This window comes from Pseudomonas sp. ERMR1:02 (assembly GCF_002277815.1).
Lineage (GTDB): Bacteria > Pseudomonadota > Gammaproteobacteria > Pseudomonadales > Pseudomonadaceae > Aquipseudomonas.
Map to the genome: position 1 here is coordinate 284,261 of NZ_NKJI01000001.1, position 24,566 is coordinate 308,826.

Annotated in this window: 24 protein-coding genes; 14 read left to right on the top strand and 10 right to left on the bottom strand. The window is 59.3% G+C overall.

Going from position 1 to position 24,566, the window contains the following annotated elements:
* Nucleotides 1-120 precede the first annotated feature (120 nt).
* Nucleotides 121-354 (top strand): 50S ribosomal protein L28, encoded by a 234-nt coding sequence (gene rpmB / locus CES87_RS01330; RefSeq protein WP_007894701.1) that lies wholly within the window; start codon nucleotides 121-123, stop codon nucleotides 352-354.
* Between the two features lie 11 nt (nucleotides 355-365).
* Entirely contained in the window at nucleotides 366-521 is a 156-nt protein-coding gene (gene rpmG / locus CES87_RS01335; protein ID WP_003177274.1) for a 50S ribosomal protein L33, read from the top strand.
* A 95-nt stretch (nucleotides 522-616) separates the two neighbouring features.
* Here the strand turns inward: rpmG and CES87_RS01340 are convergent, their stop codons facing one another.
* From CES87_RS01340 to CES87_RS01350, 3 genes are all read right to left on the bottom strand, one after another.
* The gene (locus tag CES87_RS01340) at nucleotides 617-835 is read right to left on the bottom strand and encodes an I78 family peptidase inhibitor (protein WP_128604629.1); all 219 of its coding nucleotides are present in this window, start codon (nucleotides 833-835) and stop codon (nucleotides 617-619) included.
* Between the two features lie 66 nt (nucleotides 836-901).
* Entirely contained in the window at nucleotides 902-1,114 is a 213-nt protein-coding gene (locus CES87_RS01345) for a hypothetical protein (RefSeq protein ID WP_178081357.1), read from the bottom strand.
* 192 nt (nucleotides 1,115-1,306) lie between these two features.
* Nucleotides 1,307-1,669, bottom strand: a complete 363-nt coding sequence (locus CES87_RS01350) for a cupin domain-containing protein (RefSeq protein WP_128604631.1) — start codon at nucleotides 1,667-1,669, stop codon at nucleotides 1,307-1,309.
* A 234-nt stretch (nucleotides 1,670-1,903) separates the two neighbouring features.
* Between CES87_RS01350 and CES87_RS01355 the strand changes: the two genes are divergently transcribed.
* Complete coding sequence (locus CES87_RS01355; RefSeq protein ID WP_128604632.1) at nucleotides 1,904-3,397, top strand: aldehyde dehydrogenase; 1,494 nt, start codon at nucleotides 1,904-1,906, stop codon at nucleotides 3,395-3,397.
* A gap of 185 nt (nucleotides 3,398-3,582) precedes the next feature.
* Nucleotides 3,583-4,728 (top strand): MFS transporter, encoded by a 1,146-nt coding sequence (locus tag CES87_RS01365; RefSeq protein ID WP_128604634.1) that lies wholly within the window; start codon nucleotides 3,583-3,585, stop codon nucleotides 4,726-4,728.
* On the opposite strand, the gene CES87_RS01370 is transcribed toward CES87_RS01365, so the two are convergent.
* Both CES87_RS01370 and CES87_RS01375 read right to left on the bottom strand, forming a co-directional pair.
* Complete coding sequence (locus CES87_RS01370) at nucleotides 4,725-6,293, bottom strand: phospholipase D family protein (protein WP_128604635.1); 1,569 nt, start codon at nucleotides 6,291-6,293, stop codon at nucleotides 4,725-4,727. The genes CES87_RS01365 and CES87_RS01370 overlap by 4 nt on opposite strands.
* A gap of 60 nt (nucleotides 6,294-6,353) precedes the next feature.
* Nucleotides 6,354-7,787, bottom strand: coding sequence for a PLP-dependent aminotransferase family protein (locus tag CES87_RS01375; protein ID WP_128604636.1), 1,434 nt, complete (start codon nucleotides 7,785-7,787; stop codon nucleotides 6,354-6,356).
* Between the two features lie 179 nt (nucleotides 7,788-7,966).
* Between CES87_RS01375 and CES87_RS01380 the strand changes: the two genes are divergently transcribed.
* Nucleotides 7,967-8,212, top strand: a complete 246-nt coding sequence (locus tag CES87_RS01380; protein WP_128604637.1) for a DUF1127 domain-containing protein — start codon at nucleotides 7,967-7,969, stop codon at nucleotides 8,210-8,212.
* 115 nt (nucleotides 8,213-8,327) lie between these two features.
* Here CES87_RS01380 and CES87_RS01385 read toward each other — a convergent pair whose 3' ends face one another.
* On the bottom strand, nucleotides 8,328-9,641 hold the full coding sequence (locus CES87_RS01385; RefSeq protein ID WP_128604638.1) for an FAD-binding oxidoreductase: 1,314 nt from the start codon (nucleotides 9,639-9,641) through the stop codon (nucleotides 8,328-8,330).
* Nucleotides 9,642-9,788: 147 nt separating this feature from the next.
* On the opposite strand from CES87_RS01385, the gene CES87_RS01390 reads away from it, so the two are divergent.
* Nucleotides 9,789-10,142 (top strand): YkgJ family cysteine cluster protein, encoded by a 354-nt coding sequence (locus CES87_RS01390; protein WP_128604639.1) that lies wholly within the window; start codon nucleotides 9,789-9,791, stop codon nucleotides 10,140-10,142.
* A 127-nt stretch (nucleotides 10,143-10,269) separates the two neighbouring features.
* Here the strand turns inward: CES87_RS01390 and CES87_RS01395 are convergent, their stop codons facing one another.
* Nucleotides 10,270-10,758 (bottom strand): Lrp/AsnC ligand binding domain-containing protein, encoded by a 489-nt coding sequence (locus CES87_RS01395; RefSeq protein ID WP_095194410.1) that lies wholly within the window; start codon nucleotides 10,756-10,758, stop codon nucleotides 10,270-10,272.
* Nucleotides 10,759-10,915: 157 nt separating this feature from the next.
* On the opposite strand from CES87_RS01395, the gene dadA reads away from it, so the two are divergent.
* The 6 genes from dadA to CES87_RS01425 all read left to right on the top strand — a co-directional run bounded on the left by dadA (nucleotide 10,916) and on the right by CES87_RS01425 (nucleotide 17,211).
* The gene (gene dadA / locus CES87_RS01400; protein ID WP_128604640.1) at nucleotides 10,916-12,220 is read left to right on the top strand and encodes a D-amino acid dehydrogenase; all 1,305 of its coding nucleotides are present in this window, start codon (nucleotides 10,916-10,918) and stop codon (nucleotides 12,218-12,220) included.
* A complete protein-coding gene (locus tag CES87_RS01405) occupies nucleotides 12,192-12,545 on the top strand; it encodes a RidA family protein (RefSeq protein WP_128604641.1) in 354 nt (117 codons plus the stop codon). Before dadA ends, CES87_RS01405 begins: the two co-directional genes overlap by 29 nt.
* Before the next feature lie 110 nt (nucleotides 12,546-12,655).
* Complete coding sequence (alr, locus tag CES87_RS01410; protein ID WP_128604642.1) at nucleotides 12,656-13,729, top strand: alanine racemase; 1,074 nt, start codon at nucleotides 12,656-12,658, stop codon at nucleotides 13,727-13,729.
* A gap of 128 nt (nucleotides 13,730-13,857) precedes the next feature.
* On the top strand, nucleotides 13,858-14,406 hold the full coding sequence (locus CES87_RS01415) for a cupin domain-containing protein (RefSeq protein ID WP_007947433.1): 549 nt from the start codon (nucleotides 13,858-13,860) through the stop codon (nucleotides 14,404-14,406).
* A gap of 182 nt (nucleotides 14,407-14,588) precedes the next feature.
* On the top strand, nucleotides 14,589-15,005 hold the full coding sequence (locus CES87_RS01420) for a cytochrome c5 family protein (protein ID WP_128604994.1): 417 nt from the start codon (nucleotides 14,589-14,591) through the stop codon (nucleotides 15,003-15,005).
* A gap of 280 nt (nucleotides 15,006-15,285) precedes the next feature.
* A complete protein-coding gene (locus CES87_RS01425) occupies nucleotides 15,286-17,211 on the top strand; it encodes an acetyl-CoA hydrolase/transferase C-terminal domain-containing protein (RefSeq protein WP_128604643.1) in 1,926 nt (641 codons plus the stop codon).
* 159 nt (nucleotides 17,212-17,370) lie between these two features.
* Here CES87_RS01425 and CES87_RS01435 read toward each other — a convergent pair whose 3' ends face one another.
* Together CES87_RS01435 and rep are read right to left on the bottom strand one after the other, a co-directional pair.
* Nucleotides 17,371-17,940, bottom strand: coding sequence for a xanthine phosphoribosyltransferase (locus CES87_RS01435; protein WP_128604644.1), 570 nt, complete (start codon nucleotides 17,938-17,940; stop codon nucleotides 17,371-17,373).
* 57 nt (nucleotides 17,941-17,997) lie between these two features.
* A complete protein-coding gene (gene rep / locus CES87_RS01440; RefSeq protein ID WP_128604645.1) occupies nucleotides 17,998-20,007 on the bottom strand; it encodes a DNA helicase Rep in 2,010 nt (669 codons plus the stop codon).
* A 264-nt stretch (nucleotides 20,008-20,271) separates the two neighbouring features.
* Here rep and CES87_RS01445 point away from each other — a divergent pair, with 264 nt between their 5' ends.
* Nucleotides 20,272-21,945 (top strand): bifunctional diguanylate cyclase/phosphodiesterase, encoded by a 1,674-nt coding sequence (locus tag CES87_RS01445; protein ID WP_128604646.1) that lies wholly within the window; start codon nucleotides 20,272-20,274, stop codon nucleotides 21,943-21,945.
* 121 nt (nucleotides 21,946-22,066) lie between these two features.
* Here CES87_RS01445 and CES87_RS01450 read toward each other — a convergent pair whose 3' ends face one another.
* Nucleotides 22,067-23,464: a NorM family multidrug efflux MATE transporter gene (locus tag CES87_RS01450; RefSeq protein ID WP_128604647.1), complete on the bottom strand. Its 1,398-nt coding sequence runs from the start codon at nucleotides 23,462-23,464 to the stop codon at nucleotides 22,067-22,069.
* A 168-nt stretch (nucleotides 23,465-23,632) separates the two neighbouring features.
* On the opposite strand from CES87_RS01450, the gene CES87_RS01455 reads away from it, so the two are divergent.
* Complete coding sequence (locus tag CES87_RS01455) at nucleotides 23,633-24,553, top strand: LysR substrate-binding domain-containing protein (protein ID WP_128604648.1); 921 nt, start codon at nucleotides 23,633-23,635, stop codon at nucleotides 24,551-24,553.
* Nucleotides 24,554-24,566: the final 13 nt, after the last annotated feature.

Below are 24,566 nucleotides of genomic sequence, written 5' to 3' on the forward strand. Positions count from 1 at the left end.
TTCACTGTTAGGTGTAGCCGGTAAGACCTCTAAAGAATCGCGGCGCCTGGCGCCACAATGACTAGAGATTAAGCGGCCAACCCATGCCGGGTTGGGCATGTGGTTTTAGAGGGCTGAGGCATGTCTAGAGTATGTCAAGTTACCGGTAAGGGTCCGGTGACTGGGAATAACATTTCCCACGCAAACAACAAAACCCGTCGTCGTTTCCTGCCGAACCTGCAGCATCACCGCTTCTGGGTTGAAGAAGAGAAACGTTTCGTGCGTCTGCGCGTATCTGCCAAAGGCATGCGTATTATCGACAAGCGTGGCATCACTGTCGTGCTGGCCGAAATCCGCAAAGCCGGCAAGATCTAAGGGAGCTAATCATGCGTGAATTGATTCGTTTGATTTCGAGCGCCGGTACTGGTCACTTCTACACTACCGACAAGAACAAGCGTACTACTCCGGACAAAATCGAGATCAAGAAATATGATCCGGTTGTTCGCAAGCACGTGATCTACAAGGAAGGCAAAATCAAGTAATTGATTTTTCCCTCTTACGAAAAAGGCCCGTATCGCGAGATACGGGCCTTTTTTGTTGCGCGTTAATCAGGGGGCTTTCGTTAGTGTCGACGAGGTCAGCCGCAATTGATGCTGATGATGATTCTGTCGGCATTGGTGTGCAGATTGATTCGTCGCGGGCGCCGGTCGAAAGTCGAGGGATACGTTGGCCCGGTGGCCCGCACGGGGGCTCCGTTGGCCAGGGCGCGAACTTCTTCGAGCAGCTGCGGCGTGCATTTCTGGCCGAGGGTGTGTTGAGCGACCGAGACGTCGCATAGATCTGGATTGTCAGGCATGGTGCCTCCTTGGCATGTGAAACACCCGATGCAAACTATCGGTGTTTCGAATGGGCGTCGGGCAAATCAGTTGCCCATGGCTACCTGGGTGATGATTCCGTTCTCGACCAGCAAATTGATGCGTTCAGGGTTGTAGTCCTTGGTCATGATGAACCCGATGCCTCTGGGGCGTACCGCCAGGCCGGTCTTGTTGGCGAGTTCTTCACGTAGATCCTCGGAGTATTGTTGGCCGATGTACTGGGTAGCGGTGTCCAGGTGTTGTTTCAAATCAGTGGTCATGCATGGCTTCCTTGCGATAGCTGAAGTGAGCGAATGTGCTCCCGTCATCCGTCATGGATGGCGTGGGGAAAATACTGGAATAACGCCGGCCATTTATCACCTGTTGGACTGTGTCGCGATATTTGCCCATCGTGCGGCCAATAAAAAAGCCCATCACCAGGGATGGGCTTTCGGTGGCTCGCCGGCCTGGCTTCAGGTCTTTTGTTCAAACGCCACATAGATCTTGCGGCACGGCTCCAGCACCTCCCAGGTGCCACGAAAGCCGGCGGGGATCACGAAGCGATCGCCCACGCGCAGGGTCTTGGCATTGCCGTCGAAATCGCGCAGTACGGAAACACCCTGCACGATTTCGCAGTATTCGTGTTCGGTGAAGTTCACTGTCCATTGGCCGACGGCCCCTTCCCACACGCCGGCGTTCAACTGACCGCAAGGACTGTTGTAGTGGTTGTATACCACTTGCTCAGGGTCGCCCTTGAGCACTCTGGCCGGGTCCGGGCGATAGCGTTCGGCGGCGGTGTTGGCCTGACTGAAGTCGACGATGTTCTGGATGCTCATTGTTGTATTCCCCGTGAATGCGACGCGAGTGGTTGGTAGATCCAAAGTCTATGTTTATTAAAATGAACATCGCAAGGCCGTTTGCCGGTGTTATGTCAAATATATTGAAACTTCCCCTGCCGCTGGTTTAGGGTGGCGGTTGCCTAAGGCCGAAATTCAGGCTGGCCGGGCAGAATTCCTGACAGCGCCCGCGAAGAACGCAGGTGTCGTATTCAATAAGAGGAGGACACTCGAATGACCACCCTGACTCGTGCCGACTGGGAACAAAAGGCTCGCGATCTGAAGATCGAAGGCCGCGCCTACATCAATGGTGAATACACCGATTCCGTCTCCGGCGAGACCTTCGAGTGCATCAGCCCGGTCGATGGCCGTTTGCTCGGCAAGATTGCCAGCTGTGACGCCGCCGACGCCCAGCGCGCTGTGGAAAACGCTCGCGCCACCTTCAATTCCGGCATCTGGTCGCGCCTGGCGCCGACCAAGCGCAAATCCACCATGATTCGTTTCGCCGGCCTGCTGAGGCAGCACGCTGAAGAATTGGCACTGCTTGAAACCCTGGACATGGGCAAGCCGATCAGCGATTCCTTGTACATCGACGTTCCTGGCGCGGCGCAAGCCCTGAGCTGGAGCGGCGAAGCCATCGACAAGATCTATGACGAAGTCGCCGCCACTCCGCACGATCAGCTGGGTCTGGTAACCCGTGAGCCAGTCGGCGTTGTTGGCGCGATCGTGCCGTGGAACTTCCCGTTGATGATGGCCTGCTGGAAGCTCGGCCCAGCGCTGTCGACCGGTAACTCGGTGATTCTCAAGCCTTCGGAAAAGTCTCCGTTGACCGCTATCCGCATCGCTGCGCTGGCCGTTGAAGCCGGCATTCCGAAAGGCGTGCTGAACGTGCTGCCAGGCTACGGTCACACCGTCGGCAAGGCACTCGCACTGCACAATGACGTGGACACCCTGGTGTTCACCGGTTCGACCAAGATCGCCAAGCAGCTGTTGATTTACTCCGGCGAATCGAACATGAAGCGCGTCTGGCTTGAAGCCGGCGGCAAGAGCCCGAACATCGTGTTCGCTGACGCACCGGACCTGCAGGCTGCCGCTGAAGCCGCTGCCGGCGCCATCGCGTTCAATCAGGGCGAGGTCTGCACCGCCGGTTCGCGCCTGCTGGTGGAGCGCTCCATCAAGGACAAATTCCTGCCGCTGGTAATCGAGGCCCTGAAGGCCTGGAAGCCGGGCAATCCGCTGGACCCGTCGACCAACGTCGGCGCACTGGTGGATACCCAGCAGATGAACACCGTGCTGTCCTACATCGAGTCCGGTCACAGCGACGGCGCCAAACTGGTGGCCGGCGGCAAGCGTACTCTCCAGGAAACTGGCGGCACTTACGTTGAGCCGACCATTTTCGATGGTGTAAGCAACGCAATGAAGATCGCCCAGGAAGAAATTTTCGGGCCAGTGTTGTCGGTCATCACTTTCGACAGCGCTGAAGAAGCCATTGCGATCGCCAACGACACGCCGTACGGCCTGGCCGCTGCGGTCTGGACTGCCGACATCTCCAAGGCTCACCTGACCGCCAAGGCATTGCGTGCCGGTAGCGTCTGGGTCAACCAGTACGACGGCGGCGACATGACGGCACCGTTCGGTGGCTTCAAGCAGTCCGGCAACGGTCGCGACAAGTCGCTGCATGCGTTTGATAAGTACACCGAGCTGAAGGCGACCTGGATCAAGTTGTAAGCCAGTGAAGGAGTCCGGTAGCAAATCGGACTCCTGAACGACGCAGATCCCTTGTGGGAGCGGGCTTGCTCGCGAAGGCGCCATGACAGTCAACATTGATGTTGGATGTGATGGCCTCTTCGCGAGCAAGCCCGCTCCCACATTTGTTTTGTGCTGTACATAAATTATCCACAGGAGCGTGGAACATGCGTTGGGCGACGTATTTTGCCGTGTTGGCGTCTGTCTTGAGTGTCGGCCTGGCCTTGGGTGTCAGCATGCCGCTGGTATCGTTTCGCCTGGAAAGCTGGGGTTACGGTTCGTTTGCCATCGGCGTAATGGCGGCGATGCCGGCCATTGGCGTCCTGCTGGGCGCGAAGATCTCCAGTCATCTGGCGGCACGTCTCGGTACGGCTAATCTGATGCGCCTGTGTTTGTGGGGCGGTGCCGTTTCCATCGGTTTGTTGGCGCTGTTACCCAGCTATCCGATCTGGCTGGTGCTGCGCTTGATGATCGGCGTGGTTCTGACCCTCGTCTTCATCCTCGGCGAAAGCTGGATCAATCAATTGGTGGTCGAGGAGTGGCGTGGGCGGCTGGTGGCGCTATACGGCAGCAGTTATGCGTTGAGCCAGTTGGCCGGGCCGATCCTATTGGGCGCCCTCGGCACCGAACACGATTACGGCTTTTGGGCTGGTGTCGGTTTGCTAGTGGTAGCACCGCTCCTGTTGTTGGGCCGTAGTGGTGCGCCCAGTAGTGAAGCTTGCAGTGTAACCCTCGGCGATTTGCTGACTTTCTGTCGCGGTTTGCCGGCGATTGCCTGGGCGGTGTCACTGTTTGCAGCATTCGAGGCGATGATCCTGACGCTGTTGCCGGTCTATTGCCTGCGCCAGGGGTTCACCACGGAAATTGCCTTGGCGATGGTGAGCACGGTGGTGGTGGGGGATGCCTTGCTGCAATTACCGATTGGCGCAATGGCGGATCGTGTGTCACGGCGCGCATTGTTCACCGGTTGCGCGATGGTCTTGCTGGTATCGAGCCTGGCGATCCCGTTGCTGATCGATACGCTGCTGATCTGGCCGCTGTGGGTGTTGTTCGGCGCCAGTGCCGGCGGTTTGTTTACCTTGTCCCTGATCCTGATCGGCGAGCGTTATCGCGACGATGCGCTGGTTCGCGCCAATGCGCACATCGCGCAGTTGTGGGGGATCGGCTGTCTGCTCGGGCCGTTGATCGCCGGTGCCGGCAGTCAGTGGATCAGCGGCCATGCGTTGCCGTTGCTGATGGCGGCGGGGGCGTTCGGTCTGGTGATTCTGGTGTCGCGACAAGGGGCGTTTGGCTCGGTTGCCGAGCCGGCCTAGAGCATTCGTTCCAGCCCAACCATATTGCTGAGCCAGGCATTGAAGCGTCGCCACAAGCTGCCCGGTTCTTTGGTCAAGGTATGCATTTTGCCGTCGTCTTCGGTGGTCCAGACGACTTCGTCATTCTCCAGCCGCACCTGATAACTCAGGGGCGGCGCCATGCCCTGTAACGCCAGTTCGCGGACGCGGGCGGCGAGTTCCGGGCTGTCCACCAGCACCCCGACTTCGGTGTTCCACAACGTCGAGCGCTGATCGAAGTTGAACGAGCCGATGAAAGACTTCTGCTGGTCGAAGATGATCGCCTTGCTGTGCAGGCTGGTATCGGAATCGCCATAGGACTTGCTGGAAAACAGGCGAGGTCCGCTGCCGCTGTTATCGCCGGGCTGGCTGCGTAGCTCGAAGAGTTGCACGCCATGCTCCAGCAATGCCTTGCGGTACGGGGCATAGCCGCCATGCACTGCCGGGACGTCCGTGGCTTCCAGTGCGTTGGTCAGCAGCCGCACCGAAACCCCGGCATCGGCGCGACCGGTCAGGTACACCAGCCCCGGCTGGCCGGGTACGAAGTAGGCTGAAACCATGATCAGCTCTTTGCTGACGCCATTGAGTTCGGGCGCCAGTTGGGTAGCCAGCAGCAACTGCGGATCGGGTTCACCCTTGGACAGTATCTTGCTCGGCGCATCCCACAGCGCCTGGTTCCAGGCCCAGATCAGCTCCTTGCGCCAGATATCCAGGCGCGGTTCGGTTTTGAAAGCCATCAGTTGCTGATAGAGCGCGTGATTCTCCTTGCGGGATTCCTCCAGGGATTCTTCCAGCCGGCTCCGGGTGTTTTCCAGGTCTTTGGCTGTCGGTGTGCTGGAGACAAACGCATCGATCGGTTTGCTCAGGGCGCTGTTCCAGTACTGGTCGAAACTGTGTCCCAACTGCTCGGCGACCGGGCCGACACCGAGTATGTCGATGTCGGTGAAGTTCAGCTTGGGTTCGGCATTGAAATACTCGTCCCCCAGGTTGCGCCCGCCGACGATGGCCATGCTGTTGTCGGCCAGCCACAACTTGTTGTGCATGCGCCGGTGCTGTTGTGAGAGGTTGAACAAGCGGCCCATGGTGCGCGTGATGCCGGTGCTGCGACCGAGATGCAATGGGTTGAACACTCGAATCTGGATCTGCCGATGCGCTGCAAGGGTGGCGATGGTGCGGTCCAGACCGTCGCTGGTGGTGTCGTCGAGCAATATGCGCACCCGCACACCACGGTCGGCGGCTTTGAGCAGTTCCTCCACCAGCATTCGCGTGCTGATACCGTCATGGACGATGTAGTACTGCAGATCGAGGCTGCTTTGGGCGTTGCGAATCAACTCGGCGCGAGCGGTGAAGGCCTCGGTGCTGTCGGACAGCAGGCGAAAGCCCGATTTCCCCTCATGGGGAGCTGCCTGGGCCTGGACCGAGCGGCCGAATGGCGAGTCGCTCGCTGGCAGTGCCTGACTCGGTTCGCGCTGTACATCGTAGCTGGCGCAGCCGCCGAGGAACGAAGCAAGTAACACCAGAGCAAGCAGGGGCTGTCTGACTCTCACGTGGGAGCGTTCCGATTGGCGGCGGATGTTGGCATATGGACGCTGGACTCCGCAGAAAGGTCAGTCGGTCAGCCCGTCGGTTTCCGCCAGCAGTTTCATGGCTGCAGCGCCGACCTTGCGCACGGCCTCTTCAATCTGTGCCGTTGGTTTGGCAGCGTAGTTCATGCGCAGGCAATTGCGGTACTTGCCCGAGGCAGAAAAGATGCTGCCGACTGCAATCTGTACGCCTTGGTCGTGCAAGGCACGATTCAGTTTCAAGGTGTCAAAGCCTTCCGGCAATTCAACCCACAGCATGAAGCTGCCTTGCGGACGGCTGGCGCGGGTGCCGGCGGGGAAGTAGCGGGTAACCCAATCGATCATCATGTCGCGATTGCGCTGGTATTGCGTGCGCATCCGCCGCAAATGCGGTTCGAAGTGACCGCCCTTGATAAACTCGGCGATGGCGATCTGTGGTTGCGGTGCGGTGGAGCCGGTGCTGATGTATTTCATGTGCAGCACCCGTTCCAGATATCGACCGGGTGCGACCCAGCCAATGCGCAGTCCGGGGGCGAGAGTCTTGGAAAATGAACTGCATAACAGGACGCGGCCGTCCTCGTCGAAAGATTTGATCGTGCGCGGGCGCGGGTAAGTGTAGGAAAGCTCGCCATACACATCGTCCTCGATGATCGCTACGTCGAAACGTTGTGCGAGCGTCAACAACGCGCGTTTGCGCGACTCCGGCATGATATAGCCCAGCGGGTTGTTGCAGTTGGGGGTCAACTGTATGGCCTTGATTGGCCATTGCTCCAGTGCCAGTTCCAGTGCGTCCAGGCTGATCCCGGTGAGCGGGTCGGTGGGAATTTCCAGGGCTTTCATGCCCAGACCCTTGAGGGTCTGCATGGCGCCGTGAAAACTTGGCGAATCCACGGCCACGATGTCTCCCGGTTCGCAGATCGAGCGGATGCTGGTGGACAGCGCTTCGTGGCAGCCGGTCGTCACTACCAGATCGCCGGGGCTCAGTTGGCAGCCGGAATCGAGCATCAGCCGGGCGATCTGTTCGCGCAGTTCGAGGTGTCCGTGAATGTTGTCGTAATACAGGCCAGGCATGTCTTGCCGACGACTGAGTTGCGCCAGGCCGCGTAGCAAAGGTTTGAGGGTTGGGGTGGTGATGTCCGGCATGCCGCGACCCAGTTGCACCACATCCTTGCGGGGTACCGCACGGATCAGTTCCAGCACTTGATCCCATTGCGAGATATCTACAGGCCTTTGCGCCGGGCGGCCAACCGCGGGCAGCTCCGGCAATTCCCGGCCGACCGGTACGAAATACCCGGACTTGGGTTTTGGCGTGGCCAAGCCACTGTCTTCCAGCACGCGGTAGGCCTGCTGCACCGTGCTCAGACTGACCCCGTGTTCGATGCTCAGCGCCCGCACCGACGGCAGTCGGTCTCCGGGGCGATAGAAGCCCTGTTCGATACGCGTGCCAAGCAATTCGGCGAGGTTGACGTAGAGGGTCATGGCGCAGTCTCGATAAAGGTTGGTCAGTTAACCAGTACAGATTGGGCAAAAATTCAGGATTCAGAGCTTTGATCGTTGAGTCTGTATGGAAATAATACAGTTGAGTTGAATCTGTAATGCTTTTCGCCGTCCACGCATCATGAAAGCTCTGGCTACCCAAGTAAACAGGAGCATTCAAAATGAACGGCTTGAGCGATGTGCGGCTGACGTTACACAGTCAGGAACTGGAGACAGGGCAAAAGGACAATGTAAGCCATGCGCTCATGCGCAACGCGCCGTCCGGCCTGAGTCGCTGGGATCTGTTCTGGCATCGTTTGCACACGCGCAAGGCGTTGCTGGTGCTGACGCCGGCGCAGCTCAAGGATATTGGGCTGACGCATGAGCAGGCGCGGGAGGAGGGGCTTAAGCCCTTTTGGCGGATCTGATTTTGCGTTGTTTATTAGATCCCTTCGCGGGCAAGCCTCGCTCCTACAGGTTGTGCGCTGACCTGTAGGAGCGAGGCTTGCCCGCGAAGGCGTCCGTCAATACGCAATAAATCCTTCAGACTAATTCCTTCAGTCGATGCCACAACATCCCCAACGCCAATAGCGGCGAACGCAAATACCTGCCGCCCGGAAAGGTAATGTGCGGCACCTTCGCAAACAGATCGAACCCGCCACTCTGCTGCCCACTAATAGCCTCGGCCAACAACTTGCCCGCCAGGTGCGTAGCATTCACGCCATGACCGGAATAGGCCTGGGCGTAATACACATTCGGCTGATCCTTGAGGCGACCTATCTGCGGCAAGCGGTTGGCACCGATGCCGATCATGCCGCCCCATTGATAATCGATCTTCACCGTGTCTAATTGCGCAAAGACCTCCAGCATCTTCGGCCGCATATAAGCCGCGATGTCTTTCGGATCCCGCCCTGAGTAGTGGCAGGCTCCGCCGAACAACAAGCGGCGGTCGGCCGAAAGTCGGTAATAATCCAGTGCCACCCGTTGATCGCAGACCGCCATGTTCTGCGGCAGTAACGAGTGCGCCAGCTCTTCGCTCAAGGGCTCGGTGGCGATGATGTAGCTGCCGGCGGGCAGCACTTTGCCGCTGAGTTCAGGATTGAGTTCATTGAGGTAGGCGTTGCAGCCCAGTACCAGCGTTTTGGCGCGGACCGTGCCTTGGGCGGCATGCACCCTGACCTCGGGGCCGTAATCGACGCGGGTGACGGCCGACTGTTCGAATAGTTTGACGCCCAGTTGCTGGGCTGCGACGGCTTCGCCGAGCGCAAGGTTCAGTGGATGCAGATGTCCTGAACCCATGTCGATCAGACCGCCAACGTAGCGGTCGGAACCCACCACGGTGTGCATTTCGTGGGATTGCAGCAGACGGGTTTCGTAGCGGTAACCCAGGCTGCGCAGTTCTTCGGCGTCTTCGGTGAAACCTTCGAGGTCACGGGGTTTGTTGGCCAGGTCACAGTAACCCCAGGTCAGGTCGCAGGGGATCTGAAAACGCTCGACCCGCTGTCGGACGATTTCCACCGCTTCCAGCCCCATGAGTTTCATCTGACGCACGCCGTCGGCACCGATGACGTTGGCGAACTGATCGAGACCGTGGCCAACCCCGCGAATCAGCTGCCCGCCGTTTCGTCCACTGGCGCCCCAGCCGATTTTATGGGCTTCGAGCAGCACCACGCTGAAACCGCGCTCGGCCAGTTCCAGCGCCGTATTCAGCCCGGAAAAACCGCCGCCGACCACGCACACATCGGCCACAACCTCACCTTTGAGCACCGGATAATCCGGCTGCGGCAAGCTGCTGGCCGCGTAATAAGAGGCCGTGTGTTGGTGGTTCGGGACAGGTTGCTGAGCACGGGCAGTCATGTGCGTGATCCTGGTTCTTGTGTTTAGAAAACTTGACGGAGCATAAGCCGGACCTTCCCGGGCGGGCAACATTGGTCGGTTGCCGCTGTCTGGATCGGGGCTTTTGCGTCAGAATTGCGCACTATTCCGATCTCGGTAACCGCTTAGATGAGCTGCAACAGTCAGAAAATTCGTGCGCTGCGCCAGCAGATACCCTCGTTCGAGTGCGTGCCCGGCTGTCATGACTGCTGCGGCCCGGTGACCACCTCGCCGGAAGAAATGTCGCGGTTGCCGCGCAAGACCCGGGCGGAGCAGGAGGCGGCGATGGATGAACTCAATTGCGTTCACCTCGGGCCGAACGGCTGCACGGTGTATGACGAGCGACCGCTGATTTGCCGGCTGTTCGGCACCACCAATACCTTGCCGTGCCCCAATGGGCGGCGCCCGGTGGAGTTGATTCATCCGCGGGTAGAGAAGCAGGTGTTTGAGTACATGGCCGGCAACCGGCAGGTGTTGGTTTAACCAGCGGCGTTACTTCAGCAGATCCGAGTCGACTCAATCGCGGGCAAGCCCGCTCCCACAGGGATGGCGCAGAACCTGTGGGAGCGGGCTTGCCCGCGATGGGGCCTGAACAGCCACCGCAAAATCTTCAATCCGGAATCGGCAAGCTCAAGCTTTCCTTCACCTCTTCCATCACGATATAGCTCTTGGATTCGCGCACGTGTGGCAGCTTGAGCAGAATGTCGCCCAGCAGTTTGCGGTACGAGGCCATCTCGGATATCCGCGCTTTCACCAGATAGTCGAAATCCCCTGAGACCAAATGGCATTCCAGCACATGGGGCAACTTCAGCACTGCGCGTCGGAACTCTTCGAAAGTATCACCGGATTTGTAGTCGAGGCTGATCTCGACGAACACCAGCAGACTACCCTTCAGGTGCTGCGGATTGAGCCGCGCGTTGTAGCCCATGATGATCCCTTCGCGCTCCAGTCGCCGAACCCGCTCGGTGCACGGCGTGGTCGAGAGCCCGACCTTTTCCCCAAGCTCTGTGAATGATATACGCCCGTCCGCTTGCAGGATCCGCAGGATGCTGCGGTCGATCTTGTCCAGCTCACGTTTGGTTTGAGTGTTGGTACGCATAGGGGATGCGCCTCCGTGAAAAGGGTTTTTGCCGAGAATTGTCGCCAAATATAGGCGCTTATATAGTGAAAATCACTGCCTAATCTTTTTTACACTGCGCACATCTAAAGCTCTGAACTACACACGTCGGCGGTTAGCCGCGATGAGGGATATGAAAATGCGCGTTATGGTCTTGGGTAGCGGCGTCATCGGTACCACCAGTGCTTATTATCTGGCGCGTGCCGGGTTTGACGTGGTGGTTGTCGACCGGCAGCCGGCTGCTGCCATGGAGACCAGTTTCGCCAACGCCGGCCAGGTGTCGCCGGGTTATGCCTCGCCGTGGGCCGCGCCAGGTGTGCCGCTCAAAGCCATCAAATGGCTGTTGCAGCGTCACGCACCGCTGGCGATCAAGGCTACTACCGATATCGATCAATACCTGTGGATGGCGCAGATGCTGCGCAACTGCACCGCCAGCCGATATGCGGTAAACAAGGAACGCATGGTCCGTCTGTCCGAGTACAGCCGAGACTGCCTCGACGAACTGCGCGCCGAAACCGGCATTGCCTACGAAGGCCGCAGCCTCGGTACGACTCAACTGTTCCGCACTCAGGCCCAGCTCGACGGCGCCGCTAAAGACATCGCCGTGCTGAAAGAGTCCGGCGTACCGTTCGAATTGCTCGACCGCGAAGGCATTGCCCGCGTTGAGCCGGCCCTGGCCAGCGTTACAGATATCCTCTCCGGTGCCCTGCGCCTGCCTAACGACCAGACCGGCGACTGCCAGATGTTCACGACCAAGCTCGCAGAAATGGCCGCGAAGCTGGGTGTGCAATTCCGTTTTGGCCAGGACATTCAGCGCCTCGACTTCGCCGGTGACCGCATCAATGGCGTGTGGATCGATGGCAAGCTGGAAACTGCTGACCGCTACGTGCTGGCACTCGGCAGCTACTCGCCGCAATTGCTCAAGCCGCTGGGCATCAAGGCGCCGGTGTACCCGCTCAAGGGTTACTCTATGACTGTGCCTATCACCAACCCGGCAATGGCCCCGACCTCGACCATTCTCGACGAGACCTACAAGGTCGCGATCACCCGTTTCGACAACCGCATCCGCGTCGGCGGCATGGCGGAGATCGCTGGTTTTGACCTGTCGCTGAACCCGCGTCGGCGCGAAACCCTGGAGATGATCGTCAACGACCTTTATCCTCAGGGCGGCGATTTGGCCCAGGCAAGTTTCTGGACCGGCCTGCGTCCGACCACTCCCGACGGTACGCCAATCGTCGGCGCCACCCCGTTCAAGAACCTGTTCCTGAACACCGGCCACGGCACGCTCGGCTGGACTATGGCCTGTGGCTCCGGTCGCTTGCTGGCCGACCTGATGGCGAAGAAATCGCCGCAAATCAGCGCCGAAGGCCTCGATATTTCTCGTTACGGCAACAAACGACAGGAGTCTGCAAAACATGTCAATCCAGCGCCAGCTCACCAATGAGCGCATGAGTCAAATCGTCACCCATAACGGCACGGTGTTTCTGGCCGGACAGGTTGGCGATGATATGAACGCCGGCATTGAACAGCAGACCCGTGAAACCCTCGCCAATATCGAGCGTTTGCTCGATCTGGCCGGGACCGACAAAAACCGTCTGCTGTCGGTGACGATTTACCTGAAAGACATTGATGCGCACTTCGAAGGCATGAACGCGGTATGGGATAAGTGGCTGCCAAAAGGCGTCGCACCGGCCCGCGCCACGGTTGAAGCGAAGTTGTGCGAACCGCAAATCCTGGTCGAGCTGTCTGTTGTAGCCGCTCTGCCATAACTGCTCTGATGTAAGTAATCAGAAAGATCCCTCTCCCGGTGCTACTGGCGGTTCACGCCGTCAGCCAGTGCCGGTTTTTCTTCCAAACGACCGACCAGAAGTCTGCCGCCATGCGTCCTGCCCGTGCCCTGATCGACCTTCAAGCCCTGCGTCACAACTACCAGATTGCCCGTGAAGTCACGGGTGCCCGTGCTCTCGCGGTGATCAAGGCCGATGCCTATGGTCATGGCGCGGTGCGTTGCGCCCAGGCGCTCGAAGCCGAGGCGGATGGTTTTGCCGTAGCCTGCATCGAAGAGGCCCTGGAGCTGCGCGCCGCCGGCATTAAAGCGCCGGTGTTGCTGCTGGAAGGCTTTTTCGAAGCCGATGAGCTATCGCTGATCGTCGAGCATAACTTCTGGTGCGTCGTGCATTCGCTGTGGCAACTCGAAGCGATCGAGAAAGCGGCGCTGCGCAAACCGATCACGGTCTGGCTCAAGCTCGACTCGGGCATGCACCGGGTTGGTCTGCATCCGAAGGATTATCAGACTGCCTATCAACGGCTGCTGGCCAGCGGCAAGGTGGCGAAGATCGTGCTGATGAGCCACTTCGCCCGTGCCGATGAATTGAACTGCCAGGCCAGTGCCGAGCAGGTTGCGGTTTTCGAAGCAGCGCGTCAGGGCTTGGCGGCAGAGGTCAGCCTGCGCAATTCGCCGGCGGTGCTGGGTTGGCCGCAGATTCCGAGCGATTGGGTGCGTCCGGGCATCATGCTCTACGGCGCTACACCGTTCGAAGAAGCCAACGTCGTGGCATCGCGTCTGCAACCGGTAATGACCCTCGAATCGAAAGTGATCAGCGTGCGTGAACTGCCGGCCGGGGAGCCGATTGGTTACGGCGCCAAATTCATCACCGAGAAGCCGATGCGCGTTGGCGTGGTGGCTATGGGTTACGCCGATGGCTATCCACGGCTGGCACCGACCGGTACGCCAGTGCTGGTGGCCGGGCAGCGCAGCCAGTTGATCGGTCGGGTGTCGATGGACATGCTGTGCGTTGATCTGACCGATATTCCACAAGCTGGCCTGGGATCGACTGTCGAATTGTGGGGCAAAAACATCCTGGCCAGCGACGTGGCCATGGCAGCCGGCACGATTCCTTACCAGATCTTCTGCAACCTGCGTCGAGTGCCAATGCTCTATTCCGCGAGCTGACGCTGGGCGCTACGCACCGGAAGTCGCCTCACTGACCAGGATTCAGGTCAAAGTGTTGTAAATACTGAACGCTGTCGCCATGATAACGCTCAGTATTCCAACAACCTGAATCCCTGGAGGCGCAAGCTTTGGACGTCGGTGAACGACTGCAATCGATCCGTAAGCTCAAAGGTCTTTCCCAGCGTGAGCTCGCCAAGCGCGCGGGCGTCACCAACAGCACTATTTCGATGATCGAGAAGAACAGCGTCAGCCCCTCGATCAGTTCGCTGAGGAAAGTGTTGGGCGGCATTCCCATGTCCATGGTCGAGTTCTTTTCCGAAGAGATCCTGCAGGAAAAACCGACTCAGATCGTCTACAAGGCCAACGAGCTGATCGACATTTCCGATGGTGCAGTGACCATGAAACTGGTCGGCCGGGCCCACCCGAGCCGCGCTATCGCATTCCTCAATGAAATCTACCCGCCAGGCGCCGACACCGGCGACGAGATGCTCACCCACGAAGGCGAAGAAACCGGAATTCTGGTGGAAGGTCGGCTTGAGTTGGTGGTCGGACTTGAAACATTTGTGCTCGAAGCCGGCGATAGCTACTACTTTGAAAGTACCAAGCCGCATCGTTTCCGTAATCCATTCGATGCGCCGGCGCGACTAATCAGCGCAGCTACACCCGCGAATTTTTAAGAGAAGAGGCGCCCTGCCAGCATGGCCAAGGCACCCAGACTGTTTTTCCGTGGGGCAACAAGACCCCTTCGACTTTGGGGTTGTTTCAGTGTCGCGGCCTTACCGCTATACTTGCGCCCGCCTGCGAACCGTGGCCGTAGGCGTGACTAGCCACCATTGAGGGTGAACGCGTGAATCTAATTATGAAAATGCTGGCCGTACCAGCAACCGTATTGGCCCTCTGGGCTGCCAGCGCTCAAGCTGCGACCAACGACGATATCGCTAAACGCCTTGAGCCAGTCGGCCAGGTTTGTGTTCAGGGTAAAGAGTGCAAGGGGATGGAAGTCGCTTCAGCTGCCGGCGGCGGTGGCGGTGCCAAGACGCCTGACGAAGTGATTGCAAAACATTGCAACGCTTGCCACGGCACCGGCCTGTTGGGCTCACCGAAAATCGGTGATGCCGCTGCTTGGGGCGAGCGTGCGAAGAAAGAAGGCGGTATTGACGGCCTACTCGCGAAGGCGATCACCGGCCTCAACTCGATGCCGCCAAAAGGCACCTGCGCCGATTGCGCAGACGCCGAGCTCAAGGGCGCGATCGAGAAGATGTCGGGCCTGAAATAAGCTTTCATCTTCAGCAAAAAAGCCGCTTTCCAGCGGCTTTTTTGTGCCTGCGATTTCGATTAACACTGCTGCCCCTCTGTAGGAGCGAGCCTGCTCGCGAAGAACTTGAAGGCGCCGCAGCGTGTCAGGTTGGCCGCGTTATCGTTGACGACCATCGCGAGCAGGCTCGCTCCTACAAGGGTTTTTTGTAGCGGCCGATGGTTTTAACGGGCTGTTCATTGCAGCAAAGACCCGGCAAGCTCGGTCCAACCCCACGTCATGGAATGTAAGGGAGGATCGAATGGTGCAGCTGTGTTCTATCGAGCAAGCGGTCGATGATGTATTGGCACGTTTGCCGGCGCATATCCACATGGGCCTGCCTTTGGGGTTAGGCAAACCCAACCATTTCGTCAACGCGCTATACCGGCGCATCGCGCAGTTGCCTCAGCGCCAGCTGACGATCTATACCGCGTTGTGTCTGGGTCGCCCTGCGTTGGGTGATGGGTTGCAGAAGCGCTTTCTCGAACCCTTCATTGACCGGGTCTTCGGCGATTATCCAGAGCTGGATTTCCTCGCTGATCTGCACCGCGACAACCTGCCAGGCAACATTCATATTCAGCAATTTTTCATGCAGCCCGGCAGCCTGCTCAACAGCGCATCGGCCCAGCAGGATTACGTCAGCAGCAACTACAGCCATGCCGCCCGGGACATCAACGCTGCGGGTTTGAACCTGGTGGCGCAGTTAATTGCCAGTCATGGTGATCACCCTGATCGCCTGAGCCTGAGTTGCAACCCGGACATCACCCTCGACTTGTTGCCAATGATCGCCAAACGCCGGGCCGCCGGAGAGACGATCCTGATGGTCGGCCAGGTGCACGACGACTTGCCCTACATGCCCGGTGACGCCGAGGTCAGCATTGACACCTTCGACCTGCTTGTCGACGAGAAGGACAACACCACGTTGTTTTCCACGCCGAACATGCCGGTGGGTTTCCAGGACCATTTCATCGGTTTGCACGCCAGTACGCTGGTGCGTGATGGCGGCACCCTGCAGATCGGCATTGGTGCCATGGGCGATGCACTGACGGCGGCGTTGCTGGCGCGTCAAAGTGATAACGACGGGTACAAGGCGTTGCTTGCGGATGTGAACCTCAGCCAATGGACGCAATTGATCGAGCACGAAGGCGGCGTCGAACCGTTTGCCAAGGGCCTGTACGGTTGCAGCGAAATGTTCGTCAACGGCCTGTTGGTGCTGGCCGATGCCGGGATCGTGCGGCGCAAGGTCTACCCGGATGTACGCACTCAACAACAGGCGAATGCCGGCACCCTCGATGAAGCGGCGCAGACCGACGGCATCTGCCTGCATGGCGGGTTTTTCCTCGGGCCGCGCAGTTTCTATGAGCGGTTACGCGACTTGCCGCAAAGCAAGCGACTCGAATTCAACATGACCCGCATCAGTTACATCAACGAGCTCTACGGCCAGGAAGAACTCAAACGCTTACAACGTCTCGATGCGCGGTTCATCAACACTGCGTTCACCGTGACCCTGCTTGGCGCTGGCGTGGCGGACCAGCTCGAAGACGGGCGTGTGCTCAGCGGCGTCGGTGGGCAATACAACTTTGTGGCGCAGGGACATGCGCTGCAAGGCGCGCGCTCGGTGTTGCTGCTGCGTAGCTGGCGTGAGTCGGGTGGTGACGTCAGTTCAAATATTGTCTGGCAGTACGGCCACTGTACGATCCCACGGCACTTGCGGGACATTGTGGTCACTGAATACGGTATTGCCGATCTTCGTAGCAAGACCGATGCGGCGGTGATCGAAGCCCTGCTGAACATCAGTGACTCACGTTTTCAGTCGGGTTTGATCGAGCAGGCGCAGAAGGTCGGTAAATTACCCAAGAACTTCACACTCGATCCGCGTTTCACCGATAACCACCCGCAGCGTTTGCAGGCGATTCAGGCACGGCATGCGCATCTGTTTCCGGAGTATCCGTTGGGTTGTGATTTCACCGAGGTGGAGCGCGATCTGTTGCGGGTGCTGAACTGGCTGAAGAGCAAGTTCAAGCTGAGCGAGATATTGGAGTTGGGCAAGGCGGCGCTGGATGCGCCTGAGCCTTCGTTGTTTCCCGAACATTTGGAGCGGATGCAGCTGACCAACCCCGATGGCCTGAAAGAAGACCTGTTTCAGCGGTTGCTGCTCACTGGCCTCAAGGCCACCGCGCAACAGTGAGGACGCCTTCGCGGGCAAGCCTCGCTCCTACAGGGTATGTGTTTGGCCACCCATTTTGGGCATGGCGCATAACGTGTAGGAGCGAGGCTTGCCCGCGAAGAACGATGACGCGGTCTATCAGCAACCCCGCGTCGTATGAATCGCGAGCGAGCTTTGCTCCTACAGGAAGGTCACGACGCCATCGGCCAGGGACTGAACGCGTGCCAACGACTCAACCCGATAACCCTGTGCATCCAGTTCTGCACGACCGCCCTGGAACGATTTTTCGATCACGATACCCAGGCCCGCCACGGTGGCGCCGGCCTGTTTGATGATCGAGATCAGTGCCTGGGACGCCTTACCGTTGGCCAGGAAGTCGTCGATGATCAGCACGCGGTCGCTGCTGGTGAGGTGGCGCGGGGAGATTGCCACGGTGCTTTCGGTCTGCTTGGTGAACGAGTACACAGTTGCCGATAGCAGGTTTTCGGTCAGGGTCAGGGACTGGTGCTTGCGGGCGAAAATCACCGGCACGCCGAGGTTCAGACCGGTCATGATCGCCGGGGCGATGCCCGACGCTTCGATGGTGACGATCTTGGTGATGCCAGAGTCCTTGAACAGCGAGGCGAATTCGTCGCCGATCAGCTTCATCAGGGCCGGGTCGATCTGGTGGTTCAGAAAGGCGTCGACTTTCAGCACCTGGTCGGAAAGCACGATGCCTTCTTCGCGGATTTTCTTGTGCAGTGCTTCCACAGCAGCTTCCTCTGTTGGCGCTACGGGCGCCGAAAGTAGATTAAAAAGTAGTCAATTCTAGCGCTTTAACATCGCGCGTATATCCGCCAATGCGCTGTTGCCGCGAACGGCTTTGACTTCAGTTGGCGTGTCGTCGTTGCCTTCCCAGGCCAGGTCGTCCGGTGGCAGTTCATCGAGGAAGCGGCTCGGCGCGCAGTCGATGATCTCGCCGTATTGCTTGCGCTTGGCGGCGAAGGTGAAGGCCAGGGTCTGACGCGCGCGGGTAATCCCGACGTAGGCCAGGCGCCGCTCCTCTTCAATAGTGTCGGCTTCGATGCTGGAGCGGTGCGGGAGGATTTCCTCTTCCATGCCCATGATGAACACGTAGGGGAATTCCAGGCCCTTGGAGGCGTGCAAGGTCATCATCTGCACGCCTTCGGCGCCGTCTTCCTCTTCCTGCTGACGCTCCAGCATGTCGCGCAGCACCAGTTTGCCGATGGCGTCTTCGACGGTCATCTCGCCTTCTTCGTCCTTCTCGAGCGTGTTTTTCAACGCCTCGATCAGGAACCAGACGTTACTCATGCGGTAGTCGGCAGCCTTGTCGCTGGAGCTGTTGGTGCGCAACCAGTTCTCGTAATCAATATCCATGACCATGCTGCGCAGGGCCGAGATCGGATCTTCGCCGGCGCATTGCTCGCGGACCCTGTCCATGAAGCGCTTGAAGCGCGACAGGCGATCGGTGAAGCGGCTGTCCAGATGCTCGCCCAGGCCGATTTCGTCGGTGGCGGCGTACATCGAGATTTTTCGCTCGGTGGCGTAGTTGCCCAGCTTCTCCAGCGTGGTCGAACCGATTTCCCGGCGTGGGACGTTGATTACGCGCAGGAAGGCGTTGTCGTCGTCCGGGTTCACGATCAGGCGGAAGTAGGCCATCAGGTCTTTCACTTCCTGACGTCCGAAAAAGCTGTTGCCGCCAGACAAACGATACGGCACCTGGTGATGCTGCAATTTCAGCTCGATCAGCTTGGCCTGGTAGTTGCCGCGATACAGGATCGCGAAATCGCTGTAAGGCCGGTCGGTGCGCAGGTGCAGGCTGAGAATTTCCATGGCCACGCGCTCGGCTTCAGCGTCTTCGTTACGGCAACGGATCACGCGGATCTCGTCGCCGTGGCCCATTTCACTCCACAACTGCTTTTCGAATTCGTGTGGGTTGTTCGAGATCAACACGTTGGCGCAACGCAGGATGCGGCTGGTGGAGCGATAGTTCTGCTCCAGCATCACCACTTTCAAGGACGGGTAGTCGTCCTTGAGCAGCATCAGGTTTTCCGGACGGGCGCCGCGCCAGGCATAGATCGACTGGTCGTCGTCGCCCACCACGGTGAACTGGTTGCGTGAACCGATGAGCATCTTCACCAGCAGGTACTGGCTGGCGTTGGTGTCCTGGTATTCATCCACCAGCAGGTAACGCACCTTGTTCTGCCACTTTTCCAGAATGTCGGCGTGCTCTTCGAACAGCTTCACTGGCAGCAGGATCAGGTCGTCGAAGTCCACCGCGTTGAACGCCTTGAGTGTGCGTTGATAGTGGGTGTAGACGATGGCGGCGGTCTGTTCCTTGGGGTTGCGCGCGTTTTCGAGGGCCTGGGCCGGCAAGATCAGTTCGTTTTTCCAGGCGCCGATCATGTTCTTGATCTCGTCGACGCCATCGTCGCCCGAGTATTCCTTCTGCATGATGTCGGTCATCAAGGCCTTGACGTCGGTCTCGTCAAAGATCGAAAAACCCGGCTTGTAGCCCAGCCGCACATGTTCCTTGCGGATGATGTTCAGGCCCAGGTTGTGGAAAGTGCAGACCGTCAGGCCGCGACCTTCACCGGCGCGCAGCAGAGTCCCGACCCGTTCCTTCATCTCGCGTGCGGCCTTATTGGTAAAGGTCATGGCGACGATGTACTGGGCGCGGATGCCACAGTTCTGGATCAGGTGGGCAATCTTACGTGTGATCACGCTGGTCTTGCCGGAGCCTGCACCGGCGAGCACCAAAAGAGGGCCGCCGACGTAGCTCACGGCTTCTTGCTGCCGGGGATTGAGTCGGGACATAGGTAAATTCAGGAGTCAGTCACGAAATGGGCCGGCATTTTAACAGGCTCGCAGAATTGTGCTGCTCTCTCCGACTTGTGACGTACAACGCGATCTCTAATTGCCGGTTTTGTTACTTTCACGCAGGATGCGCAACGGATTAGCGGCTAATGTTCGTAATTCCGGATACAAAGGCCTCGTTTAATAACTGATGTCATTGGTCATTATTTATCAGCACGGCATAATGCCCGTCGCCTACATCTTTGCAGAGTCTAGGGAGCTAGCTTGTCTACGCCTGTCGAACCCTTGCGTTTGCTGCTACTGGCTGAAGAGCCGGCGTGGGCAGCGTTGTTGCGCGAGTGTCTGGCTCCGATGGGGAGCTCGGCCGTGCTCATCAGCGCGCCGAGTTGGGAGTCGGTCAGCAGTCTGTTCGATGACAACCGCAGCGCGGTGTTATTGACGATCCCGGCACTTCAGCCGGTGCCGGGCCGTTGCTGTCTGCCGACGGTGTTGCTGCTCGAACATGAGCCGCTGACCCCGCCCGATGGCGTGAGCGACTGGTTGGTACGCGACCATCTCGATCCCGGCATGCTGCGCCGTTGCCTGCGCCATGTGCGTGAGCGCGGCGTGCTGGAAACCACCCTGCAGCGCCTGGCCGAGCAAGACCCGCTGACCGGCATTGCCAATCGCCAGGGTTTCCAGACCTTGCTGACAGCGCGATTGGCAGAAAACGATGGGCGTGGTCTGGCGCTGGGCCACCTCGATCTCGACAACTTCCGTCACGCTAACGATGCCCTCGGCCATCAGGCCGGTGACCGTTTGATCCTGCAAGTGGTCGCGCGGCTCAAAAGCCAGCTTGAGGCCGGCGATCAACTGGCGCGACTGGGCAGCGACGAGTTCGCCTTGCTGATCGATACCCGCCGCGCGCCCCAGCGCGCCGAATGGATGGCCGAACGCATCACTGAGGCGTTGGCCGAGCCCTATTGGGTCGATGGCGAAAGCCTGTTGATCGGCTCAAGCCTGGGTATCGCCCACGCTCGCGCCCAGGCCGGTGCCGACCCGTTGATGTGGCATGCGCACATCGCCATGCAACAGGCCAAGAGCACCCAGGGCTGCACCTTTCACATCTTCAATGAACGTATCAACCGCAATGCCCGCAGTGTCGCCGACCTCGAAACCGAGCTGCGCCGGGCGTTGCGCCGCGATGAGCTGGAACTGCATTACCAGCCAAGGCTGAATCTTGAGGACGGGCAAATAGTCGGCCTCGAAGCGCTGGTGCGCTGGCGCCATGCCGAGCGTGGCTTGCTGCCTCCGAGCGAGTTCGTGCCTCTGGCCGAGCAAAGCGGTTTGATCGTGCCGCTCGGTTACTGGGTTATTTCCCGGGCCTTGCGCGACATGCAGGCGTTGCGCGAGCGTGGTTTGCCACCGTTGCACATGGCGATCAACCTGTCGTTCCGCCAGTTTCAGGACAGTCAATTGCTGTCGACGCTGAGCCGGCTGATTGCCGAGCGCGGCGTCGAGGCGCAATGGCTGGAGTTCGAACTGACTGAAACCGCGGTCATGCGCCGCAGCGATCTGGTCAAGCAGACCATGGATGCCCTCGGGCGCCTGGGCGTGCGCTTCTCCCTCGATGACTTCGGCACCGGGTTCTCATCGTTCGTGCACCTCAACAGTCTGCCGATCACGTTGCTGAAAATCGACAAGAGCTTTGTCGGCGGCATGGAGCAACGGGAAGAGAACCGCAAACTGGTCCACGCGATGATCAACCTGGCGCACAACCTCAACCTGGAAGTGGTTGCCGAAGGGGTGGAAACGCCGGAGCAGCTGGATCTGTTGCGTGGGTTTGATTGCGATCAGGTGCAGGGATATCTGATCAGCAAGCCGTTGGCGTTGACGGACTTGGTTGAGTACCTGACGTTTGGCTCAAACCAGCAGTCAGCCCTGGAAGTGGTGGTTTAACGAGCCCCCTGTAGAAGCGAGCGGTGCGACGATTCGACTTGCCCGCGAAGGCCGTTACACGATTGATCAGGTACACCGCGTAACGGCCTTCGCGGGCAAGCCTCGCTCCTACAACGGGATCTCAGTCAGGCTGAGCCATCTGGAAACCACCCTGCGCAGCAGGCTCCCGTCGAATCATCCGCTTCATTTTCCACTCAAACGCCAGCGTCAAACCCACCGCCGCGAACGCCAGACCCAGTGCCAGACCCCACCAGACGCCCGTCGGCCCCCAGTGCAAATGGAAAGCCATCCACCACGCCGCTGGCGCGCCAATCAGCCAATAGCAGCCCAAGCCGACCAGGAAAGTGGTCTTGGCGTCCTTGAGTCCGCGAATACAGCCCATGGCGATGGTTTGCGTGCCGTCGAACAGCTCGAACCATGCGGCCACTGCCAGCAGGCTCACCGCCAGATTGATAACCTCGCGGAACGCCGGATCGTTGTGGTCCAGGAACAGGCCGATCAATTGGTTCGGCAGCAGCCAGAACACCATCGCAAAGCACAACATCGACGCTGCACCGAAGGCGATGCCGACCCGCCCGGCCAGTCGCGCATCGAGCAGTTGCCCGGCGCCGTAATGCTGGCCGATGCGCATGGTAATCGCATAGGAAATCCCCGCCGGAACCATGAACGCCACCGAAACGATCTGCAGAGCGATCTGGTGCGCCCCCAGTTGCGTACTGCCCATGGTGCCCATGCACAGCGCCGCGAACGCAAACAGCCCGACCTCCACCGCGTAGGTACCACCAATCGGCAGGCCCAGGCGCCACAACTCCTTCAGGTATTGCCGGTTGAGCCGCAGCAGCCCCTGACGCAACGGGTAAGCGTCGTAAGCCGGGTGCCGGCGAATGTGCCATGCCAGCGCCAGCGCCATGAGATTGGCCACGATCGCCGTGACCAGGCCTATACCCACCAGGCCCATTTTTGGCAGACCGAACATCCCGGTAATCAACGCGTAGTTGAGCAGGAAGTTGGCTACCGTACCGCCCAGGCTGATGACCATCACTGGCGTCGCACGGCCGATGGCGCTGGTGAAGCCACGCAAGGCCATGAAACTCAGGTAGCCGGGCAGGGCGAACGGCAGGAGCAAGAGGAATTGTCCGGCGGCCTGGACGTTGGTTTCAGTCTGGCCGAGCAGTAGCAATACCGGTTTGAGGTTCCACAACAGTAGCCCGCCGCCCAGCGCCATCAACCACGCCAGCCACAACCCGGCCTGGGTCAGCCGCGCAGCGCCGACGATATCGCCCGCGCCCTGACGGATCGCCACCAGAGTACCGACCGCAGCAATCACGCCGATGCAGAAAATCGACACGAACGAATAGGTCGCCACACCGAGCCCACCACCGGCCAGCGCCTCGGGACTGAGGCGCGCCATCATCAAGGTGTCGGTGAGGACCATCAGCATGTGCGCCAACTGCGAGGCAATCAACGGCCCCGCCAGCCGCAGGATGGCCCAGAGTTCAATACGTGCTGGATGCTGCATGGTCATCACGCTCGGCTATTCAGGTAAAAAACCAAAGAGAACAGGAAAGCGCCGATTCTCGGCGCTCTGCGGGCGTTGCACAAAGGGATAATAAGGATGGATAGCATGATTCAAACTCATGCAGAGATTTCTGGTAGGGTTGCCGGATCCTGCTGTAGGAGTATTCCGATGTCACGTCGTCTTCCTCCCTTGTATGCCCTGCGCGCATTCGAAGCGGCGGCGCGGCACAGTTCGTTCACCCGTGCCGCCGAAGAACTGTCGATTACCCAGAGTGCGGTCAGTCGGCATATTCGTACCCTCGAAGAGCATTTTGCCTGCCGCTTGTTTCACCGCAGCGGCCGCAACTTGCAACTGACCGAGTCGGCCCGATTGCTGTTGCCGGGCATTCGTGAAGGTTTCACTGCCCTTGAACGGGCCTGCAATACCTTGCGCGCCGAAGACGACATCTTGCGCATGAAAGCCCCGTCGACCTTGACCATGCGCTGGTTGCTGGCGCGCCTCAGTCGCTTCCGCCATCTGCAGCCGGGTAACGAAGTGCAATTGACCAGCGCCTGGATGGACGTTGATTCCGTGGACTTCAACGAGGAGCCGTTTGACTGTGCGGTGTTGTTGAGCAACGGACATTTCCCACCGGACTGGGAGGCGAGTTACCTGTTCCCTGAGGAATTGATACCGGTGGGTGCGCCCAACCTGCCGAGCGATCAGCCTTGGGACGTTACGCGCCTGGCCAACACCGAACTGCTGCACCCTACGCCGGACCGGCGCGACTGGCGCAATTGGCTGGAGCGTATGGGCCTGGCCGAACAGGTGTCGCTCAAGGGCGGGCAGGTGTTCGACACGTTGGAGTTGGGCATGATCGCTGCCGCCCGAGGCTATGGCGTATCCATGGGCGATTTGCTGATGGTGGCCGAAGATGTAGCGCAAGGCCGGTTGAGCTTGCCCTGGCCGACGGCCGTTGCCAGTGGTGAGAAATATTTCCTGGTCTGGCCGAAAACCCGTCCCGGCGGTGAGCGCATGCGCCGGCTCAGCGACTTTCTGCAAGGCGAAGTCCAGGCCATGGAATTGCCGGATGTCGTGCACCTGAGCTGAATCGATGAAGCTT

What these genes read in the sequence shown, in the direction of transcription:
- rpmB (WP_007894701.1), top strand. Translation starts at nt 121, where the DNA reads ATGTCTAGAGTATGTCAAGTTACCGGTAAGGGTCCGGTGACTGGGAAT.
- rpmG (WP_003177274.1), top strand. Translation starts at nt 366, where the DNA reads ATGCGTGAATTGATTCGTTTGATTTCGAGCGCCGGTACTGGTCACTTC.
- CES87_RS01340 (WP_128604629.1), bottom strand. Translation starts at nt 835, where the DNA reads ATGCCTGACAATCCAGATCTATGCGACGTCTCGGTCGCTCAACACACC.
- CES87_RS01345 (WP_178081357.1), bottom strand. Translation starts at nt 1,114, where the DNA reads ATGACCACTGATTTGAAACAACACCTGGACACCGCTACCCAGTACATC.
- CES87_RS01350 (WP_128604631.1), bottom strand. Translation starts at nt 1,669, where the DNA reads ATGAGCATCCAGAACATCGTCGACTTCAGTCAGGCCAACACCGCCGCC.
- CES87_RS01355 (WP_128604632.1), top strand. Translation starts at nt 1,904, where the DNA reads ATGACCACCCTGACTCGTGCCGACTGGGAACAAAAGGCTCGCGATCTG.
- CES87_RS01365 (WP_128604634.1), top strand. Translation starts at nt 3,583, where the DNA reads ATGCGTTGGGCGACGTATTTTGCCGTGTTGGCGTCTGTCTTGAGTGTC.
- CES87_RS01375 (WP_128604636.1), bottom strand. Translation starts at nt 7,787, where the DNA reads ATGACCCTCTACGTCAACCTCGCCGAATTGCTTGGCACGCGTATCGAA.
- CES87_RS01380 (WP_128604637.1), top strand. Translation starts at nt 7,967, where the DNA reads ATGAACGGCTTGAGCGATGTGCGGCTGACGTTACACAGTCAGGAACTG.
- CES87_RS01385 (WP_128604638.1), bottom strand. Translation starts at nt 9,641, where the DNA reads ATGACTGCCCGTGCTCAGCAACCTGTCCCGAACCACCAACACACGGCC.
- CES87_RS01390 (WP_128604639.1), top strand. Translation starts at nt 9,789, where the DNA reads ATGAGCTGCAACAGTCAGAAAATTCGTGCGCTGCGCCAGCAGATACCC.
- CES87_RS01395 (WP_095194410.1), bottom strand. Translation starts at nt 10,758, where the DNA reads ATGCGTACCAACACTCAAACCAAACGTGAGCTGGACAAGATCGACCGC.
- dadA (WP_128604640.1), top strand. Translation starts at nt 10,916, where the DNA reads ATGCGCGTTATGGTCTTGGGTAGCGGCGTCATCGGTACCACCAGTGCT.
- CES87_RS01405 (WP_128604641.1), top strand. Translation starts at nt 12,192, where the DNA reads ATGTCAATCCAGCGCCAGCTCACCAATGAGCGCATGAGTCAAATCGTC.
- alr (WP_128604642.1), top strand. Translation starts at nt 12,656, where the DNA reads ATGCGTCCTGCCCGTGCCCTGATCGACCTTCAAGCCCTGCGTCACAAC.
- CES87_RS01420 (WP_128604994.1), top strand. Translation starts at nt 14,589, where the DNA reads ATGAAAATGCTGGCCGTACCAGCAACCGTATTGGCCCTCTGGGCTGCC.
- CES87_RS01425 (WP_128604643.1), top strand. Translation starts at nt 15,286, where the DNA reads ATGGTGCAGCTGTGTTCTATCGAGCAAGCGGTCGATGATGTATTGGCA.
- rep (WP_128604645.1), bottom strand. Translation starts at nt 20,007, where the DNA reads ATGTCCCGACTCAATCCCCGGCAGCAAGAAGCCGTGAGCTACGTCGGC.
- CES87_RS01450 (WP_128604647.1), bottom strand. Translation starts at nt 23,464, where the DNA reads ATGCAGCATCCAGCACGTATTGAACTCTGGGCCATCCTGCGGCTGGCG.
- CES87_RS01455 (WP_128604648.1), top strand. Translation starts at nt 23,633, where the DNA reads ATGTCACGTCGTCTTCCTCCCTTGTATGCCCTGCGCGCATTCGAAGCG.